12 protein-coding genes and 1 pseudogene are annotated in these 20,431 nt (G+C 72.9%); 8 read left to right on the top strand and 5 right to left on the bottom strand.

Going from position 1 to position 20,431, the window contains the following annotated elements:
• Together ACFOVU_RS07790 and ACFOVU_RS07785 are read left to right on the top strand one after the other, a co-directional pair.
• Window positions 1–1,693, top strand: a pseudogene (locus ACFOVU_RS07790) (hypothetical protein); the annotation flags it as partial.
• Between the two features lie 105 nt (window positions 1,694–1,798).
• Entirely contained in the window at window positions 1,799–5,137 is a 3,339-nt protein-coding gene (locus tag ACFOVU_RS07785; protein WP_378531315.1) for a right-handed parallel beta-helix repeat-containing protein, read from the top strand.
• A 76-nt stretch (window positions 5,138–5,213) separates the two neighbouring features.
• Here the strand turns inward: ACFOVU_RS07785 and ACFOVU_RS07780 are convergent, their stop codons facing one another.
• Window positions 5,214–6,869 (bottom strand): hypothetical protein, encoded by a 1,656-nt coding sequence (locus ACFOVU_RS07780; RefSeq protein WP_378531313.1) that lies wholly within the window; start codon window positions 6,867–6,869, stop codon window positions 5,214–5,216.
• Between the two features lie 670 nt (window positions 6,870–7,539).
• On the opposite strand from ACFOVU_RS07780, the gene ACFOVU_RS07775 reads away from it, so the two are divergent.
• Window positions 7,540–7,980, top strand: a complete 441-nt coding sequence (locus ACFOVU_RS07775; RefSeq protein WP_378531311.1) for a Rieske (2Fe-2S) protein — start codon at window positions 7,540–7,542, stop codon at window positions 7,978–7,980.
• 447 nt (window positions 7,981–8,427) lie between these two features.
• Entirely contained in the window at window positions 8,428–9,258 is an 831-nt protein-coding gene (locus ACFOVU_RS07770; RefSeq protein ID WP_378531308.1) for an ABC transporter substrate-binding protein, read from the top strand.
• Window positions 9,259–9,333: 75 nt separating this feature from the next.
• Here ACFOVU_RS07770 and ACFOVU_RS07765 read toward each other — a convergent pair whose 3' ends face one another.
• Entirely contained in the window at window positions 9,334–9,726 is a 393-nt protein-coding gene (locus ACFOVU_RS07765; RefSeq protein ID WP_378531306.1) for a PPOX class F420-dependent oxidoreductase, read from the bottom strand.
• Between the two features lie 245 nt (window positions 9,727–9,971).
• Entirely contained in the window at window positions 9,972–11,060 is a 1,089-nt protein-coding gene (locus tag ACFOVU_RS07760) for an ABC transporter substrate-binding protein (protein WP_378531304.1), read from the bottom strand.
• Between the two features lie 407 nt (window positions 11,061–11,467).
• Between ACFOVU_RS07760 and ACFOVU_RS07755 the strand changes: the two genes are divergently transcribed.
• A complete protein-coding gene (locus tag ACFOVU_RS07755; protein ID WP_378531302.1) occupies window positions 11,468–14,092 on the top strand; it encodes an ATP-dependent Clp protease ATP-binding subunit in 2,625 nt (874 codons plus the stop codon).
• Window positions 14,093–14,231: 139 nt separating this feature from the next.
• On the top strand, window positions 14,232–15,785 hold the full coding sequence (locus tag ACFOVU_RS07750; protein WP_378531300.1) for a serine/threonine-protein kinase: 1,554 nt from the start codon (window positions 14,232–14,234) through the stop codon (window positions 15,783–15,785).
• 71 nt (window positions 15,786–15,856) lie between these two features.
• Here the strand turns inward: ACFOVU_RS07750 and ACFOVU_RS07745 are convergent, their stop codons facing one another.
• The gene (locus ACFOVU_RS07745) at window positions 15,857–16,126 is read right to left on the bottom strand and encodes a hypothetical protein (protein WP_378531298.1); all 270 of its coding nucleotides are present in this window, start codon (window positions 16,124–16,126) and stop codon (window positions 15,857–15,859) included.
• 317 nt (window positions 16,127–16,443) lie between these two features.
• Here ACFOVU_RS07745 and ACFOVU_RS07740 point away from each other — a divergent pair, with 317 nt between their 5' ends.
• Window positions 16,444–18,846, top strand: a complete 2,403-nt coding sequence (locus tag ACFOVU_RS07740) for an ATP-binding protein (RefSeq protein WP_378531296.1) — start codon at window positions 16,444–16,446, stop codon at window positions 18,844–18,846.
• A 34-nt stretch (window positions 18,847–18,880) separates the two neighbouring features.
• Here the strand turns inward: ACFOVU_RS07740 and ACFOVU_RS07735 are convergent, their stop codons facing one another.
• Entirely contained in the window at window positions 18,881–19,810 is a 930-nt protein-coding gene (locus ACFOVU_RS07735; RefSeq protein WP_378531294.1) for a Rieske 2Fe-2S domain-containing protein, read from the bottom strand.
• 418 nt (window positions 19,811–20,228) lie between these two features.
• Between ACFOVU_RS07735 and ACFOVU_RS07730 the strand changes: the two genes are divergently transcribed.
• A partial coding sequence (locus ACFOVU_RS07730) for a glycosyltransferase (protein WP_378531292.1) occupies window positions 20,229–20,431 on the top strand: 203 nt, incomplete at its 3' end.

The raw sequence follows: 20,431 nt of genomic DNA, 5'->3' as shown, positions 1-20,431 counted from the left end.
CGGTGTCCAGGCCGCATCGGCCGAAGGCGGTACGGAGGCCGCCGCCGGGCATGAAACCGCGGCGGAAGGCGCGGCTTCGGCCGCCGCCGTGGCGGGCGCCACCGAGGCCGTGGCCGCTCCCCAGGATCAGCTGGGGCGGCCGGGGCGTCCGGTGCTGGCGTTCGCGGCGATCGCGGGCATGGTGCTCATGGTGACCCCGTTCGCGGTCAACGAGACCTCCCAGCGGCTGCCCGGCACCACGATCGACCCCGTCGACCAGGAGGGCATGCTCGGCTACTTCATGCGGCCGGGCGGCGACGCGAGCGCCGACGCCACCACGATGGCCGAGCAGCGCCCGCCCTCGGGCGCCTCGGCGTCGGGGCCGACGGCCGGACTGGAGGAGGAGCCGGCCCCCGACAGCGGCTACGTGCCCGAGGTGCAGCCGCAGGAGCGGCCCAATCAGGCCGCCGGGGACCCGCCCGACGGAGGATCGAACGGATCGCCCGGCGATCCGGACTCCGGCTCGTCTCCCGGAAACGACCCCGGGTCGTCGGCGGCCGGGGATTCCTCCGGCGACGGCCTGTTCTCGGGGTGGGGCCTGTTCGGCGGGGACGACGAGGAGGACGAGGACACCTCGTCCGCCGGCAGCGGCCGGGGCGACGAAGCCGCCGGTTGGGATGCGGACTCCCGGAGCAACGAGCCCGGCACCCAGGCGTCCCAGGGGTCGGAGTCCGACGAGGAGGACGAGGGCACGGGCGGCGACGGGAATTCCGGCGGCCTGCTGGACAGCAACACCAACGGCGCCGTGCCGATGGCCGCGGGCGGTTCCGAGGACGACGAGGACTCCGCCCCCGAGGAGGAGTCTCCCGCGCAGGAGGGCAACCGGCCCGTGACCGAGGATCCCGCGGGCGATCCCCTGGACACACGGGGGGAGGCCCTGCGGGACCAGGAGCCCCAGGAAGAGCGGCCCCAGGAGCCCCGGCAGCCCGCTGAGGAGCAGCAGCCCCAGGAGCCGGCCCAGGACCAGCAGCCCCAGCAGCCGGCCGAGGAGCAGCGTCCCCAAGAAGAGCGGCCGCAGGAGCCGGTCCAGGACCAGCAGCCCCAGGAGCAGGAACAGCCGCAGCCCGAGGAGCCTCCAGCGGAGCAGCCGCAGCCCCAGGAGGAGCAGCCCCCGCCTCCGCCGGAGTTCCGCTACGCCGAGGTCGCGGGTGTCGGGTGCGGCCCCAACGAGCGCATCGCCTACGGCACCGCCGGCGAGCACTGGTCCGGGGACGGCACCGACAGCTGGGCCTTCGGGTTCGACGGCGGGTACACCGATGAGCACTGCGACGGCCGCTGGCACGCCATCCCGGTCTCGGGCGACCCGAACGTGCGGACCAACCAGTACGCGTTCTGGACGTTCAACATCGGCTTCACCGGTGCGAAGTGCGACATCTACGTGCACATCCCCAACGCCGAGAGCCCGCGGTGGGTGGGCGGCGCCCCGGCGCAGTACCGGATCCACCCATCCGCCGACCCGGCGACCAGCGAGCCGTTCGCATCCTTCACGATCGACCAGGTGGGCCAGAAGGGATCGTGGGTGCACGTGGGCTCCTACTCCCCGCCGGGTGACACCATCAGTGTGAAGCTCCAGAACAATGGAGCCGATCAGGTCAACGGCCAGGACACCAACGCCCATGTGGTGTCATCGGCAGTCCGGACCCGTTGCAACTGACCCCCCGTTGGAGGGTGGGCCCCGGCCACAGGGCCGGGGCCCACCCTCCCCTCGAACGACAACGGTGACGGCCACGGAGGCCGCCACCGACGAAAGGACCCGGCGATGGCCCGACAGCTCCTCAAGGTCGCCCCGGACGGCAAGGACGCGCACACGACCATCCGCGCGGCGCTGGAGGCGGCCCGCAGCGGCGCGCTCATCTCCATCGCGCCCGGGCGCTACGAGGAGAGCCTGATGGTCACCAAGGTCGTCACCCTCGCGGCGCAGCAGGGGCGCGGCACCGTCGAGATCATCGCCGACTCCGGCACCGCAGTGGCCTCCATCGCCGAGGCCGTCAAGATCACCGGCCTGGTCGTGCGCGGACGCGACGGCGACCGTCCCGCCGTCGACATCCCCGTCGGGCAGCTGGAGCTGGCCGACTGCGAGATCGACGGCTCCTCGTGGGCCGCGGTGGTGGTGCGCGACGACGGCGCGCTGGCCATGCGCGACTGCCGGGTCACCAGCACCGGGGGCGCCGGTGTGGTGGTCACCACCGAGCAGCCCACCATCATCGAGGACAGCATCATCGAGAACGTCGAGAGCACCGGCGTCGTCATCGGCGGGAAGGGCCGCCCCACTGTGCGCGCCTGCACCATCCGCGACGCGCGCGGCAACGGCGTCTTCGCCAACGACCGCGCCGCCGGCTCCATCGCCGACTGCGTGATCACCGGTGTCACCAAGCCCGCCATCGCGCTGGACGACGACTCCGCCACCGCGATCAGCCGGGTGCGCGTGCACGACGTGGCCCAGGACGCGCTGCTGGTGTCCAGCAGCGGGCGCCCCCGCGTCGAGGACTGCACGTTCGAGGACGTCGGCGGGCGCGGCATCGCCCTGCACAACGACGCCGACCCCCAGATCTCCGGGGTCACCGTCACCCGCCCCGCCACCGCGGGCGTGCACGCCTGGGGCAAGGCGCGCGGCATGCTGACCGGCTGCACGGTGAGCGAGGCGGGGGAGGACGCGGTGCGCATCGAGGACCGCTCCTCCACCGCGTTCGTGGAGCTGACCGTGCAGGGCGGCGGCGGGGTCCGGGTGAGCGGGGGCAGCACGGCCGAGTTCGACCGCGGCCGGGTCGCCGAGACCACCGGGTCGGCCTTCACCGTCGAGGCCGCGGCCCCGTTCCTGCGCGGCGTGTCGATCAGCGAGGCCCGCGGGCACGGCGTGCACTTCACCGACAAGGGCCAGGGGCGGCTCGACGACGTCACCGTCGAGCGGGTCGGCCGCAGCGGTGTCCAGGCCGGGCCCGGGTCGCATCCGCTGATGAGCAACGTGCGGGTGCGCGCCGCCCGCGACAACGGCGTCACCGTCGCCGGGGAGGCAGTGGCCGACCTGCGCGACTGCGACGTCGCCGAGTGCGGGGGCGACGGGATCTCCGTCCAGCCCGGAGGCGGGATCTCCATGCTGCGCTCCCGCGTGCACGGCGGACGCCGCAACGGTGCCATGGTGGCCGCCGGTGCCCGCGCCGACCTGCGCCACTGCGAGATCTTCGGCAACGCCGGCGACGGCGTCCTCGTGCACAGCACCGAGGACGTCACGCTCGACACCTGCTCGGTGCACGACAACCAGCGGGCGGGCCTGCGCCAGACGGTGCAGAGCGACCGCGTGCGCGCCGAAGGGCTGATGAGCGCCGACAACGGCAGCCCCGACGCCTACGGCGAGGCCGCCGGCACCCTGGCGCCGCCGCCGCTGCCCGCCGAGACCGCCGATTCGCCCGCTCCCGGCGACGACGACCTGCTGGAGGTGGACGGCCCGCTCTCCGAACTGGAGGCGCTGGTCGGGCTGGAGAACGTCAAGCACGAGGTCACCACCCTCATCAACCGCAACCAGATGGCCCAGCGGCGGGCGGAGATGGGCCTGCCGTCGCCGACCATGAGCCGCCACCTGGTCTTCGGCGGGCCGCCCGGTACGGGCAAGACCACCGTCGCCCGCCTCTACGGCCGCATCCTCGCCGACCTCGGCGTGCTGCGCTACGGCCACGTGGTCGAGGTCGCCCGCGCCGACCTGGTGTCGCAGTACGTGGGCGGCACCGCCATCAAGACCACCGAGGTGTTCGACAAGGCGCGCGGCGGCGTGCTGTTCATCGACGAGGCCTACACGCTCGCCTCCCAGCAGGACGGCGGCGGCACCGGCGCGGACTTCGGCCGCGAGGCGATCGACACCCTGGTCAAGCTCATGGAGGACCACCGCGACGACGTGGTCGTCATCGCGGCGGGCTACACCGACGACATGGCGCGGTTCCTGGCCGCCAACCCCGGCATGGCGTCGCGGTTCAGCCGCACCATCGAGTTCCCCAACTACACGACGGACAACCTCGTCAGCATCGTCCAGCGGATGTGCGTGGACAACCACTATGAGCTGCCGGCCGAGACCGAGGCCGCGCTGCGCACGTACTTCGACCGGATGCCCAAGGGCGCCACGTTCGGCAACGGGCGCACGGCGCGCAAGACGTTCGAGGAGATGATCGACCGGCAGGCGTTCCGGCTCGGCTCGTCGGTGCCCGGCGACCCCGGCGAGCTGTCCCGGCTGCTGCCCGAGGATCTCGGGGTGGAGCCGGGCGGGGCGGGCGGTCATGCGGACCCCGACGACCGGCTGGCCCGGCTGCGGGCGGAGCTGACCGGCATGGTGGGGCTGGGGCAGGTCAAGTCCACGGTCACCGACCTCGTCAACCTGATCGCGACCGGCCGCCAGCGCCGCCAGATGGGCCTGCCGGTGCCGACCATGAGCCATCACCTGGTCTTCGCCGGCCCGCCCGGAACGGGCAAGACCACCGTGGCACGCCTCTACGGGGAGCTGCTGAACGCCCTGGGGGTGCTGCCCACCGACCACATCGTGGAGGCGGCCCGCGCCGACCTCGTGGGGCGCTACATCGGCCACACCGCCCAGCTCACCACGGAGGTGTTCGAACGGGCGCGGGGCGGGGTGCTGTTCATCGACGAGGCCTACACCCTGACGCCCAAATCGGGCGGGGCGGGCGGCGACTTCGGCCAGGAGGCGGTGGACACCCTGGTGAAGCTGATGGAGGACCATCGCGACGAGGTGGTGGTGATCGTCGCCGGCTACACCGCGGAGATGAACCGGTTCCTGGCGTCCAACCCCGGCCTGGCCTCGCGGTTCAGCCACCGGGTGGAGTTCGCCGACTACTCCGACGACGAACTGGTCACCATCATCCGGCGCATGGCCGAGTCCAACGGCTACACCATCGCGTCCGCGACCGTGGACCGGCTGCGCGAGCACTTCGCCGCGGTGCCGCGGACGGCGTCCTTCGGCAACGCCCGCTACGCCCGCCAGACCCTGGAGCGGATGATGACCCGCCAGGCCGGCCGGCTGGTGCACCACCCCGACGCCACCCGCGACGACCTCACCACCCTGTCCCCCGAGGACGTACCCGCGCCCCAAGGGGCGTGATGCGCACCGCCGGCCGGGCGACGGCGGGGCGGCATCGGCCGCCCCGCCCGGTCCTTTGGCATCCCCCGGTTGCGGGTCACGCCGGGTTGGGCAGGGGGAGCAGGTCCTCGCGGGCGATCGGGTCGCCGTTGCGGCTGACCGTCACTTCGCTGTCTGAGATCTCGTAGACGTACTCCTCGTTGGAGGCCTCGTAGCCCTCGGCGGTCTGCTCGGCCGGGACCATCACGCCGGGGTCCTCGCGGTCGGTGAACTCGCCGAAGTAGTACAGCAGCCCCGACTCCGTCTGGCAGATCGTGATCTGCTTGTCGGTCGTCTGGAACGCCTCGACCAGGGACGCCTCCGGCTCGGGCAGGCGCTCCGCCAGCCGTTGCGGGCACCTGCCGTCGGGCAGACCGGGCAGGCTCCCCGCCCCGTTGGGGGGCAGCACGCTGTTGGGCGGCGGGGGCGTGTCGTCGCGGACCGCGGCCACGCAGCTGTAGAGCAGGAACGAGCCGCCGAGGAACAGCGCCGCCGCAAGGACAGCGGGCTTCGCGCGGTTCAGGGCCTCCTGCGGGTCGTTGCGCGCGCCCGGCCGGGGCGCCGCGGGGCGCACGACGGCCGCGGGGTCGGAGCCCCGCGCCCGGGTGACGCTCGGCGGGCGCCACGGCGGCGGGGTGAGGATCGGCGCCGTGATCGGGCCCGAGTCCGTCGCCGCACCGGGGCCACGGGCGGGCCGGGCGGTGCGCCCGCGGCCTGATGCGGCCTTTGCTCCAGCGCCTTCCCCGGGCCCTGCGCCAGCGCCTGCCCTGGCCCCTGTTCCGGTCCCTACCCCGGTCCGCGCCCCGGCCGCCGGGCGGCGGGCTCCGGTGGGCGTGCCGGGGCCGCGGCGGTCGGCCCGCGGCCCGTCGTCGGCGGCCGCCCACGGCGCGCCCGCCTGCTCGTCCTCCTGGTCGCCCCAGGGGTCGGAGTCCGACCAGAAGTCGCCCGTGGAGTCCCCGTCGTCCGCGGCGGTACCGTCCCGGGCGGTGCGCTCCGCGGCCTGTGCCCGGTCGAAGGGGTCCCGGGGGCCGTCGTCCATCGCCGAGGCCCAGGCTCCGGCGGGCATCCAGGGCTCGGCCGGGGTCAGCGGCTCGCGGGCCGCCCGGGGCCCGGGCGGCACCCAGCCGCCGGCCTCCGCGGGCTCGTCCTCTGTCCGGTCCCAGGGGAACGCGCGGTCCGCCCCCGTCCGCCCGGCCGTTGCGGCGGGCCAGGGCTGGGAGGGAGTCCACGGCTCGGCGGGCGTCTGCGGTTCCGGCGGCTCCCAGCGGGTCGGCTGCGGCGGGTCGATCAGCAGGTCGCCCGTCGTGGTGAGGGGGTCGGCCGCCGGCGCGTCGTCCCGGACGCGCGGCGGGGGTTCCCCGCCTGCGGCGTCGCACGTGGGGCAGATGAGGACGTCGCCCGACCCGCTGTCGGAGTCGCACAGCAGGCAGCGCCAGATCGTGGGCATGCCGCCCGTGGACGTGAGGGGGTCTCCGGTCTGCGCCGGGGGGTCGTCGGGCGGCCGTTTGGCGGCGGCGGGAGCGCTCGGAAACGGCCCCGGCGGCTCGGGGGCCTCCGGGACGGGCTCGTCATCGATGTCGGTGTCGGCGTCCCGAGTGCTCCGGTCGGGCGTCCCGCAGACCATGCAGTTCGCCACGCCGACGTTGTTGTAGGTGTCACAGGAGGAGCACCACCATGTGCGGTCCGGCACGCGCTTCCTCTTCTCAGCGGTCATCGCGGAGACCGTTCGTGAAACCGGTTCCGTGCCACATCATCCCGTAACGCTGCCATATCCGGACTCCGAGTGGTAATCCAATCGATGAACCATTCATTGGTGCAATCCATAATGGATCGACCGAACGGGAGCTTTCGCAGGTAGTGCGCGTTCCTCGGGTGATGGGATTTTTTCGGCGCCCCGCCTCCGTGGGCAAGACCATACCGTCGGCCGGGGCCCGCCGCGGCTCCTGCAACGGGAGCGCGGCCCCCGCCGGGGGCGCGAGATCGTCGGTGGCGCACCGGTTCGCGGTGCGCGACCGGATCGCCGGACGGGACCCGATCCGTCGGGTCCAGGGCCGGAAGACCCTTTCACCTCGGAAGAGGACCCGCTTTTCGCGTGTTTTCCCAGCACAATTCCCGCGCCGTGGCGGAGGGGCGCCTTCGCGGCGTTCCCTCTTTCCGATGCCGTTCCTTCAAGATCGTTTACGGCATTTCCCCCGCGTATCACGTGTTCGTATCGCCGCCGCTGCCCCTTCACCCGGCGGGGTGAACCGATCGCGGCGCGCACACGTGTCAGGGGGGACCGCGCACCCGCGCCCGGCCCGCAGCGCGGGCACGGCCGGGGTCCGCGCGGGGACGGCGATGGCCCGCCCGGGGGGAGCCCGGAGCGGGCCGCGGAAGGGGAGCAGATGCCCGACATCGAGACCACGGGCCCACGGTTCGCGCCGCCGGGACGCGGGTCGGCGGCGACCCGCCGGGCCGTCGTCGCCGGGACCTGCGCGGCGGGGCTGACGGCACTGGCCGCCGGCTGCGCGGGCGGCGTCCGCGGGCCCCGGGAGGGCGGCGAGGACCTCATGGCCGCCGCCGAGGTCCCGCTCGGTGGCGGCACCGTCCTCGACGAGCAGGGCGTGGTCGTGTGCCAGCCCACCGAGGGCGAGTACCGCGGGTACTCCACGACCTGCACCCACGAGGGGTGCCCGGTGGACGCGGTCATCGACGGCTACATCTTCTGCCCCTGCCACGGCAGCCAGTTCCGGATCGAGGACGGCGAGGTCATCGGGGGGCCCGCCCAGCGGGCGCTGCCCGCGGTCGGCCTCGTCGTCGAGAACGGCCGGGTCCGCCTGGCCTGACCCGAGAGCCACGCCGCGCACGTGTGCCCGCCCCGCCACGGGGGACGGTGCGGCTCTGGAGGACGGCGGCCGGGGGGCGCGGTCCCCGGCCGCAACGACGGTCCGCGCCGCACCGGAGACCCGGTGCGGCGCGGACCGTCTTCTTCGCCGCCCTGCGGTGCACTCCGGCCCGCACGGCGGATGCCGATCCGGGACGGGGGCGCGATGCGGTGCCGATTCGATAAGGCTAGGCTTACCTTTCTCTGGGGTCGCCGGATGTGCGATCCGGTCGGACGGAGAAGGGGGCGTGTGGTGGCACGAGGGCGTGGGCGCATCGGTTCGCCGCGTGAACAGGGCAGGCGGGCGGCGGCCGCCGGGGCGGTGCTGGCCGTCGCGCTCGCCGGATGCGGAGTACCGGACGGGTCAGGCGAGGAGGCCGCCGGGGCAGAGGGGGGTCATCCGCTCACCGTGGAGACCCTCCACGGGGACGTCACCGTCCCGGAGCAGCCGGAACGGGTGGTGGCGCTCGGGGTCGCCGCCGCCGACGAGCTGATCTCCCTTGGCGTCGAACCGGTCGCCGTGGCCGCCGATCCCGGCACGCTCCAGGACAACGCCCCATGGCTGGCCGACCGGATCGCCGGCACCGCCGACGCCGACCTGGTCCCCTTGGACGGCGAGCCGAACCTGGAGGCGATCGCATCGGCCGGGCCGGACCTCATCGTCGCCGAGGCCTACCAGGTCCAGGACGAGGCGGTCTTCGACCGGCTCAACGCGATCGCCCCGACCATCGCCCCGGCCACCGACGCGGTGAACCCCGACTGGGACGAGCGCCTGCTCACGACCGCCCAGGCCCTGGGGCGCACGGAGGAGGCCGAGGAGATCATCGACACCATCACGGCGGAGTTCGCCGAGGCCGGCGCGGCGGTGCCCGGCATCGACGAGAGGACCTACCAGTGGGTGCGGGCCGACCCGGACGGCTACGGCTTCGGCAACGGGTCGCTCTTCGAGCTGTTCGGCCTCCGGCCCGCCGGCAACCAGGACAACACCCAGACCGGGGACGCGCTGTCGCGGGAGGACACCGCCGAGCTGGACGCGGACCTGCTCGCCGTGTGGGCCCAGAGCGACGAGCAGCGGGCGGAACTCGACGCCGACCCGCTCTTCCGGGACCTCCCGGCGGTGGAGTCGGGGACCGTCTACTACGCCGACCTCGCCTTCGCCAACGCCATCAACTCCCCGGCACCCATCAGCCTGCGCTGGATCAGGGACGAGCTGGAACCGGTGATCGGCGAGCTGGGCTGAGGCGGGGGGCGCCGGCCGCGGCACCGGTCCGTGCCGCGCCGGGCATCCCCGGCGCGGCAGCATGGACCGCGTCCGTTATTGCTTGGTGGAGTGCTCCGGCCGCACGTGCACCACGATCCGCTGCTCGCCCGGCGCCGCCCACGGGTAGGTGTCCTGGCCGAGGTACTTCTGCGCCATCGCGTCGATGAAGGCGTTGCCTTCGTCGTCGGTGAACTGTTCCACCCGGCCGCGCACCTCGACGTAGCGGTAGGGGTCATCGGGGTCCTGGACCGATATCGCCACCCGGTCGTCGCGCTTGAGGTTGCGGTACTTCTGCCGCGTTGTGGTCTGGCTGAACTTCAGATGATCGCCGTCCCAGTCGATCCAGACGGGGTTGACCTGGGGCTCGCCGCGGGGGCCCAGTGTGGCCACGCTGGCGAAGGCGCGCTTGGTGAGGATGTCCTCGCGGTCCTCGGGGATGATCGGCATGCTGCTCCCTCTGAACGGTCGTCCGGGTGGGAGCCGCTACCGATCGGCGCGCCGTCCAAACGCGGCGGCCGTCCGAAAAACGGATGCCGCCGCCCTGGGTGCGCGGGGCGCATGCACTGCGGAGCGCTCTTCCGGGCGCGCGCCGCACTGGCGCCGGAGCCGTGGAACCGGCCCCGGCGCCGGTGGGGGAGGGGCGGCGGGCCCCATACCTGTCCGGTGGCCGCCCCTCCAGGGGCGGTCCAGGGTCAGGAGACCGCGTCGGGCTCGGTGCCGGGGTCGCCGTCGAGCAGGGCCGCCAGCCGCGGCGCCAGCTCCTCCAGCGCATAGGGCAGGCTGAGCACCGAGCCGAACGACAGTGCGCCGTTGAGGCGGCTCATCTCGGGCATGGCCAGGACCCTGCCCTCGCGCGCGACGTCGAGCCGGGTGAACACGGTCTCGTCGAGCACACTGGCGTCCTCCGAGCCGTACAGGCCCATCAGCAGCGCGTCGGCCTCCAGCACCTCGATCCGTTCGAGGCTCACCTGCTGGGGCTCCCGGTTCTCGCCGGTGAACAGGCCCTCCGCGGCCTCGGGCAGGGTCAGCCCGAGCTGGACGAGGAAGTCGGGGGCCGGCCCTTCGGCGTAGGCGAAGGCGTCGCCGTCGATGGAGGTCGCCAGCAGGCCGGTGGCCTCGGCGAACTCCGGGTGGTCGGCGCGGACCCGCTCGAACTGCTCCTCGATGTCGGCCACCAGCGCCTCGGCGTCGTCCTCGCGCCCCAGCGCGGTGCCCACGATCCGGGTGATCTCCTGCCACGGGGCGCCGTAGTCGGCGTAGTCGGCCGGCTGGGCTACGGTCGGGGCGATCTCGGAGAGCAGCGTGTACTCCTGCTCGGTCAGGCCGGAGTTCACGCCGAGGATGAGGTCGGCGCCCAGGGTGCCGATCTGCTCGAAGTTGAGCTCGTCGACCGGCAGCACCTCGGGCATCGGGTCGTCGCCGAGGACGTCGCGCGCCCAGGGCCACAGCGCGCCCTCGTGGCCCCCGAACCACTCGCGGACGCCGACCGGGGCCACGCCCAGGGCGAGGACGTAGTCCTGCTCGGTCAGGCCGATCGTGACCACGCGCGAGGGGCGGCCGGAGATCTCGGTCGTGCCGTACTTGTGCTCGATCGAGCGGGAGGGGCCGTCGCCCGCGCTGTCAGCGGACTGCGGTCCGCAGCCGGTGGCGGCCAGCGCCGCGATCCCGCCGGCCCCGAGCAGCACGCTGCGGCGGGAGACGCGGGCGGCGCCGAGGGGGCGGGCGGTGCGGCGGGGGAGCCGCGCTCCAGTGGGGCGCGGACGCGCTGTGGTGCTGCTCAACGGATGTTCTCCTGTCATCTGCCTGAGAAGCCGGGCCGCCGAGGGGTGCTGCGCGGGGGGCGGACGCTCCCGGGGCCCGTGTGCGTCGCGCGGGGCGGCGACCGGCGGCCGGTCCGGGGGAGGTGCCGCCGGTCCCGGCCGTGACGGTCGGGCTTAGGTTAGCCTAGGCTCACGCGTCCTGACCAGGCGGGGGGCGGATCCGCGCCCGTGCCACCGCCCCATCCGGGCCGCCGGAGACCCCCGCCGCCCCCGCCGCGCGGTCCGGTACCTCCCGTTTCGCCCCATGCCGCCTGGGTAGCCGTGGCCACCGATGGCCCGGCGCCGCACGGGCACACCCACCGGCCTTCCGGTACGGCCGCGGCGGTGCACCGCTCCTTCCGTCGGGTCCGCATCGAGAGGAGCCACCGATGACGCACGACTCCGGGGTCGGCGGGTATGATCCGCGGTCCTTCGACGAGTTCCTGGCACGCTTCTTCGGACCCGGGGGAGCACGCCGCAACGCCCAGCGCGTCGACCTGTCGCGGCTCATGGACGGCCAGGCGCGCGAAGTCGTCTCCGAGGCGCTGTCACGCGCCACCGAAGCCGACCACACCGACCTCGACGCCGCCCACCTGCTGTGGGCCGTCCTGCGCTACGAGCCCGCCCGGGAACTCGTCGTCCGCGCCGGCGCCGACCCCGGCGAACTCGAACGCGAGGCGTCCAGCGAGGCCGAGCACGCCCCCGGAGCCGGCCCCGGCGTGCCCATGCTCACCCCCGCCGCCAAGCGCGCCCTGCTCGACGCCCACCAGATCGCCCGCGCCCTCGGCCGCCCCTACATCGCGCCCGAGCACCTGCTGTTCGCCCTCGCACTCAACGCGGACTCGCCCACCGGCCGGATGCTCGGCGACTCCGGTGTCACCCCCGACTCCCTCCAGGGCGCCGCCCGGTCCGCCCGCCGCGGCGGCAACGGCGGCGCGCCCGCCGCGCCGGGCGCCGAGGCCCCCAGCCAGACCCCCAACCTCGACGAGCACGGCACCGACATGACCGCCCTGGCCGCCGAGGGCCGCCTCGACCCCGTGGTCGGCCGCGACGAGGAGGTCGAGCAGACGATCGAGGTCCTGGCCCGCCGCCGCAAGAACAACCCCGTCCTCATCGGCGACCCCGGGGTCGGCAAGACCGCGATCGTCGAGGGCATCGCCCAGCGCATCGCCGACGACGAGGTCCCCGAGACGCTCAGCGGGCGCCGCCTCATCCAGCTCGACCTCGCCGGGGTGGTGGCCGGGACCCGCTACCGCGGCGACTTCGAGGAGCGGGTGAAGAAGCTGGTCGACGAGATCAGCGCCAACGCCGACCGGATGCTGATCTTCATCGACGAACTCCATCTGGTGGTCGGGGCCGGCGGCGCCGAGGGCGCCATGAGCGCGGGCAACATCCTCAAGCCCGCACTGGCCCGCGGCGAGCTGCACGTCATCGGCGCCACCACCATCGACGAGTACCGGCAGAACATCGAGAAGGACGCCGCGCTCGAACGGCGCTTCCAGCCGGTGATCATCTCCGAGCCCACCATCGAGGACACCATCGAGATCCTGCGCGGGCTCAGCGACCGCTACGAGGCCCACCACCAGGTCCGCTTCAGCGACGAGGGGCTGGTGGCCGCCGCCGAGCTGTCCGACCGCTACATCACCGACCGCTTCCTGCCCGACAAGGCCATCGACCTGGTCGACCAGGCCGGGGCGCGTGTGCGGCTGCGCACCAAGACGCCCAGCGTCGACCTGCGTGAACTGGAGCAGCGCCTGCGCGACCTGGAGGCGGGCAAGGAGGAGGCCGTCCGCAGCGAGGACTTCGAGCGCGCCACCGAGGCGCGCGACGAGATCCACCGCGTCAAGGAGGACATCGCCAAGGCCCGCAGCTCCGAGCCGGCCCAGGTGCCCGAGGTGGGGGTGCAGGACGTCGCCGAGGTCGTCTCGCGCGCGACCGGCATCCCCGTCGCCCAGCTCACCGAGGAGGAGCGCGAACGCCTCACCGAACTGGAGGAGCGGCTGCACCACCGCGTCATCGGCCAGCACGAGGCGGTGACGGCGGTCGCCGAGGCGATCCGCCGCTCCCGCGCGGGGCTGGCGCCGCCGGACCGCCCCATCGGCAGCTTCCTGTTCCTCGGCCCCACCGGGGTCGGCAAGACCGAACTGGCCCGCGCGCTCGCCGAGGCGCTGTTCGGCTCCCAGGACAGCATGGTCCGGTTCGACATGAGCGAGTTCCAGGAGCCCCACACCGTCAGCCGCCTGGTGGGCGCCCCGCCCGGCTACGTGGGCTACGAGGAGGCGGGCCGACTGACCGAGGCGGTGCGCCGCCAGCCCTACTGCGTCATCCTGCTCGACGAGATCGAGAAGGCGCACCCCGACATCTTCAACCTGCTGCTCCAGCTGCTCGACGACGGCCGGCTCACCGACGGCCAGGGCCGCACCGTCGACTTCCGCAACGTCGTGGTGATCATGACGAGCAACCTCGGTTCGGAGTTCATCACCGGCAGCGGGCCCATCGGCTTCACCGGGGGGCGGGAGCGCGGCGGCGGGGAGGCCCAGCGCGACCGCATCATGGGGCGGCTGCGCGAGGAGTTCCGCCCCGAGTTCCTCAACCGGATCGACGAGATCATCGTCTTCTCCCAGCTCAGCGAGGACGAGCTGAACCGGATCACCCGCCTGATGCTCGACGCCACCCGCCGGCGGCTGCGCGCCCAGGACGTCATGATCTCCTTCACCGACGACGCCGTGCGCTGGATCGCCGGGAAGGGCCACCAGCCCGAGTTCGGGGCCCGGCCGCTTGCCCGCACCATCCAGCGCCACGTCGGCAACCGGCTGTCGTCGATGCTGCTCAACGGCGAGGTCAGCCCCGGCGACCGGGTTCGCGCGAGCGCGGGCGAGGACGGCCTGGAATTCACCGTGACCCGCGCCGAGGGCGGCGGCCCGGGCGGGACCGGGGAGCCGCAGCCCGACCGCCCGCCGGAGCCCGCCGGAAGCGGCCCCGCCCTGGGCGGCCGGGGGCCGGCGGCCGAGTGAGCCCCCTGTGCCCGAGGCGGAGCCCTCTCCTCCGCCGGTCGGCGTAGAGTGGGGCCCGCAGTGGTGAGGCAGGGGGCCGGGCGCGCCGAGCCCGGCGCCCGGGGCGCGAGCCGGCGGCGGACACGCCTGCGGAGGGCACATGCAGGGGATGGTGTTGGCCGAGCGGTACCGGCTGGACGCACCGCTGGGATCGGGCGGGACCGGGCGGGTCTGGCGCGCCCACGATACGCGGTTGTCGCGAACCGTCGCCGTCAAGCTGCTCCGCCGCTCCACCGGATCCGGCAAGATGTCCGAGGCCCGTTTCGGGCGCGCGGCGGTGATCAACGCGCAGCTGTCCGGCCATGCTCACATCGTCCCGGTCCACGACCACGGCCGCCATCTCACCCCGTGGGGAGAAAGCGTCCCCTACACGGTGATGGAGTTCCTCACCGGTCCCGCACTCGCCGACCTGATCGCCGAACAACCCGTGCTGCCCGTGCCCCGGATGGTGGAGTGGGGGGCGCAGATCTGCGACGCTCTGGCCGCCATTCACGCGGAGGGCGTCGTCCACCGCGACATCAAACCGGGCAACGTCCTGCTCACCCACCCGTACGCGGACCTCGGCAAGGTCAAGGTCACCGATTTCGACGTCGCTGCCCGCTCCGACGACGGATCCCCCGTGACCAGCTCCGGACTGCTGATCGGCACCCCCGCCTACATGGCCCCGGAGCAGGCCCGCTCTGGCGCCTCCGTGGACGGTCGCAGCGACCTGTACTCACTCGGCTGCCTGCTGTACGCGTTGCTGACCGGACGGCCCCCCTTCTCCTCCGGCGACGACACCGCACTGCTGTCGGCCCACGCCGGCGCCCTTCCCGAACCGCCGAGCGTGCGCAACCCCCGGACACCCCGTGCTCTCGAACAGCTCATCCTGGAGCTCCTGGCCAAAGATCCCGCGGACCGTCCCCCGCACGCCCACGCCGTCCACGACCGCCTGCGCGCTCTCCACCACGAGTTGCAGGAGCCGCCGCGCCGACTCACGCCGGACGAGGTCCGGCGCATGGAGGAACGCGCCTACGACCTCGTCGAACGAGGCGAGCACGGAGCCGCGGCGCACGTGCTGGAGCACGTCCTCCGGGAGTACCTGCGGGATCCGGGCCCGGAGCACCACAGGACACTCCTCGTCCGGCACGTGTACGCTTACAACCTCGCCGCTGCGGGCCGCCATGTTCCCGCGGCGCACGCCCAAGAGCAGCTTGCCTTCGACAGGGCCCGGGTGCTGGGCCCCGATCACCCCGACACCCTCAGCGCCCGCCACCACCACGCCTTCAATCTCGGGGAGGCGGGGGAGCGCGAGCGGGCGGCACGCCTGCTGGAGCGCGTCGCCGAGGACCGGGCCCGTGTCCTGGGACCGGATCGTCCCGAGACCCTCAGCGCGCGTCACAACCACGCCTTCAATCTCGGGGAGGCGGGGGAGCGCGAGCGGGCGGCACGCCTGCTGGAGCGCGTCGCCGAGGACCGGGCCCGTGTGCTGGGCCCCGATCACCCCGACACCCTGCTGTCCAGGCACGACCATGCGTGCGAGCTCGGGGAAGCGGGCGACCGCGCCGAGGCGGCACGCCTCTTGGAGACGCTGGCCGAGGACGCCGTCCGGCTGCTGGGCACCGATCACCCTCGTACGCTCGCCGCCCAGGGCGCCCTCGCCAGGTTTCTGTGAGTGGGGCGGCCGACGGGAGGCCCGACGGTGGCCGTGCGGGTGGGGGTGGACGGCGACCGTGCGCGTGGACCTCACTCGACGCGGGGAACGTCCTGTTTCGCTGCGCGGAACATGGAACCGGGAACGACGACCAGGCGCTCGTCCACCGCGATTGTGACGTCCGGGGGAAGGCGTGACGAGTAAACGGCGGTCATGTCACGGCCGATCACTGCGACATCACCGTTGTCGAGCTCCCAGATGTCAGGACAATGGGTCGTAGGGGATATCCCGGCCTCCTTGGCTGTTTTCCCGAGTCTGAGGGCGAACGACGCAGTGGGATCGGCCTCCCACGGACGGGCCATCGCCTACCTCCTATTGGTCCTGTAGCGATCGCCAATCATAGATGGGATGTCCTTTTTGCGCCATAGATCGCTGAGTGGGCGGCCATCCGGCCGGAGAACCGGCGCGCGGATGTATCCGCCACCATGACGTGCGATGTGAGTGCGCGGCCGGGGCCGGTCCTCTGGTGGGTCCGGGCGATAAGGCGAGGGGGTCGCTGGACAGGAGGAGGAAGCCTCGGGGATACTCTTCTTCCAGAAGAAAAGGTATACATCCGTACCGCGATACCGCGCGCATGTAATGCCACCGGAATTCGTCGGCAAGTAGGAAGATCGATCGGATGAGCAGTTCGCAGTTCGGAGAATCCGGCGGGACGTATTCGTCGGTATCCGATGCGGCGGCCAGGGATGTGGTCCAGGCGGGGAATATCTCCGGCGGTGTGCACTTCCACCCTGCTGCGGCGATCGCCACCCCGATTCCGCGACAGCTACCCAGAGACGTACATGGATTCGTCGACCGGGTCCGTGCGATCGAACGGCTGGACGCCGTCCTGGCGGAATACGACGAGAACCCGAGAGCCCGCGCCCTCGTAGTGATCACGGGAACCGCCGGGGTGGGCAAGACGTCTTTGGCGGTGCGCTGGGCACATCAGGTACACGAGAGCTTTCCCGACGGACATCTTTACCTGAATCTTCGGGGATACGATCCGAATGTCCCGGTGACGCCTGCTGACGCGCTCGGACGTTTTCTGCACGCGCTCGGGGTTCCGGCAGCGGAGATCCCCTCGGACCCCGAGGAGCGCGCCGAGCAGTACCGTACGCTGATCGCCGAGCGCCGCATGCTGGTGATACTCGACAACGCCGCCTCGGTGCGGCAGGTGAGACCACTGCTCCCGGGTACCAGCAGCACGCTCACCGTGATCACCAGCCGCAGTCGGCTGTCCGGCCTGGCCGCCCGAGATGGCGCGGTCCGCCTGACCGTCGGTCTGCTCACCGAATCACACGCCGCCGACCTCGTGCGTGCGACCGTTGAGGACTACCGCCGAGCCGACAGCGAGGAGGAGGTCGCCCAGCTTGCGGCGCTGTGCGCGCGACTCCCCTTGGCGCTGCGCATCGCCGCCGAGCGGGCGGCCGCTCGGCCGATGATGCCTCTGGCGGCGCTGATCGACGACCTGCGCGGGGAGTCTTCGCTGTGGGATGCGCTTTCTTCGGACGACGAGGCCGACGCGGTGCGCAGCGTCTTCGCGTGGTCCTACCGGACGCTCCCGCCGGATGCCGCCCGCCTGTTCCGGCTGCTCGGCCTGCATCAGGGCCTCGACGTGAGCGTGGGCGCCGCCGCGGCTCTGTGCGGTGAGCCGGAAAGGGCGACGCATCGGCTGATGGACCACCTGGCCGGTGCTCACCTGATCGAACAGACGGGCCCCGATCGCTACCAATTCCACGACCTCCTCCGCGCTTACGCCGCCGACCACGTCCAGCATGACGAGCCCGCGAGCATCGAGGCCGCATTCGAGCGGATGTTCTCCTGGTATCTGCACACTGCCGCCGCGGCCGTCAGTGCCGTCCAGACGTTCTTCGCTCTTCCGCCCCTCGCACCGGTGGCTCCGGCCGTCAGCCCGCACTCTTTCGGCTCGGCAGAGGAAGCGGACTCCTGGTATCAGACGGAGAGGGCCAATCTGCGGGCCGCCGCCCAGACCGCCGCGGGGCTGGGCCTGGACGAGGTCGTCTGGCAGCTGGCCGCGGTCCTGGATCCGATCCACAGCCTGCACAATCCATTCGACGACTGGCTGGCGCACGGGAAATGGGGGCTTGAAAGCGCCCGCACGCTCGGCGACAGGAAGGCCGAAGCGCTCATGCAGGCCACGCTCGGAGTTGCCTACGTCCAGTCCGGCCGGATCGACCAGGCCGCCCCCCATTTGAGCGAGGCCCTGGAAATCCACGGAGAGACCGGCGACACCCGTGGCGAGTTGAACTGCCTTAACGCACTGGGCTGGGTGCACTTGCGCGCACGGCGGTTCACCGAGGCGGCCGACGAGTTCGAGAAGACCGCCGTACTGGGCCGCAGCATCGGCGACGGGAATTGGCAGCACATCGCCCTGTGCAACCTGTCGACCGTGAAGCTGGAAGAAGGTGATCTCCACGCCTCGGCCGACTACGCACGACGTTTTCTGCATGCCTGGCGCGAATCCGGAGGCGATGAACGGCTGGAATTCGACGGGCTGTGGAACCTGGCCCGCATCGCTCGCGAACAGGACCGCATTGCGGAAGCGGGCGAGTACATTCAGGCCGCCGTGTCGATCGCCGATGCCGCCGGCCCGTCCCACCAAGCCATGGCCCTCCTGGAGGAAGGACGCCTGCGCCGGTGTGAGGACCGCTTCGAAGAGGCGATGAGCGCTTTCCAGCGAGCGGCGACACTCTACCGGACCCTTCCCGACCGCGTCGGCGAAGCCATGGTGCTCGGCGCAGTCGGCGAACTCTACGAGGCGACCGGACGACCTGAGCAGGCCGTCGACTTCCACCGTCAGGCCGCGGCCCTGTCCGACCACCCGATGCAGAACTGGCGCCGAGCGAACGCCTACAACGATCTCGCCGGCGCCTTGCGCGCAGCCGGGGAGCATGACGACAGCGAACGCTACTGGACCACGGCGAAGGACCTCCTGGCGGACTACACCGACCAGCGAGCCGCAGCATTGCGCGAACGGATTCTGACGGCTCTCGGCGAAGAAGGCGGGCAGCCGGTTTAGCGGACACCGATGGCCGGCCCGGAGGAATCGGCGGTCAGGCCAGGCCGGTCGGTCCGGTCGGCATGGTCTCGGCGGCGCGCGGGTGCGGGATCTCGGTGCCGTGGTGCGGCGCGGAGCCGTGGTCGGGCCGGCGCACGCTCACCACCCCGTCGACCACCAGGGTCTCCAGGACCGTCTGCGGCGACGTCGCGGGGCCGTGCACGACCGACCCGTCCGCCATCCGGAACGTGCTGCCGTGCCAGGGGCAGGTGATGCACCCCTCGGCGACGGTGCCGTCGGACAGCGGGCCGCCGAGGTGGCTACAGGCCTCGGTGAGCACCCGGACGTCCTGGTCGGAGCGCACGACCACGACCGGCACCCCGCCCACCACCCGGCGCACGGGCGTGTCCTCGGCGAAGTCGTCCAGCGGCCCCAGGTCGTGCCAGCCCTCGGGCAGCAGGTCGCGGTCCTGCTCGGTGTGGCTGACACCGCCGTTCAGGCTGTAGGCGATGTGGGCGCCCAGCATTCCGGCGACGCCCACCATGCCCATCCCCGCGAACCCCAGGGCCTTGCCCCAGCCCTGGCGGCCGCGGTGCCGGGCCACCGCAGAGGCGGCATAGAGCAGGACACCGCACTTGGCGCTGACGGCGTGCACCATGCCCACGCGCTGCTGGCGCGGATGCTGCTCGGCGAAGTCCAGCGCCCCGGCCGCCATCGCCGGCAGCGCGGCGGCCACCCCGAGGTCGATCAGCCCGAGCGCGGGCCGGCGGGTGCCGGGGAACAGGTCCAGCACGGTCGCCGACATCCAGGCGCCGATGGGCACCTGCACCAGCAGCGGGTGCATCGGGTGGCCCAGGTCCACACCGTGCAACGTGTCCGCCGCGCGCCCGGGCGGCACACGGCGGATCAGGGAACGGGCGAACGCCGCGACGGGGTCGAGCCTGGCGGAGCGTTCGATACGGCGGATGGCGTCTCCGATTTTCATGCGCGGGCGGCTACCCCGTCGTGCGCAACCGAACCGCGCGCCCCCGCGCCGGACGCGACCCGCGGAACACCATCGGGCATACCGGAATCATCACCCTGGGTAACTATAGTCGGATCTAGTGGGGTCGACGCCGCTGACCTGTGGTTTCGGTGGCTGTGACCGTTGCGGCCGCAGGCCGGGCGGCGGCTTCGCGCACGGGGCGTCCGAGGCCGTGTGTCCGCCCGGCCGCCACCCGGCGGGTCCGGGCCACGGGCACCGGCCGCGCCGGCCCGGCCGGCCGGCGGATCGGCGACGGTCCCGGCCCGGGACCGGGTGCCCGGCGCCGCCGCGCGGCCCGGCCGCACGGGCCCGACCACAGAGGTATGTGCTCGCCCGGTTCCACGGCCGATGGGACCGCTTACGCCAGGAGGTGGCGCGGTTGAAGATCGCGATGGTTTCCGGACACGCCGACCCGCACGCCGCTCTCGCGGGCAAGGACACCGGCGGGCTGAGCCTGCACGTCGCCGAGCTGTCGCGCGCGCTGGGCGAACGCGGGCACGACGTCATCGTCTACACCCGCCGCGCCCGCGCCAAGGACGCCGCCGAGACCGGGGCGGCCCCGGGCGTACGCGTCCGCCGCGT

It is taken from the genome of Nocardiopsis sediminis (assembly GCF_042650565.1).
Classification (GTDB): Bacteria; Actinomycetota; Actinomycetes; order Streptosporangiales; family Streptosporangiaceae; genus Nocardiopsis_B; species Nocardiopsis_B sediminis.
This window is presented reverse-complemented; position numbering and strand designations above follow the sequence as displayed.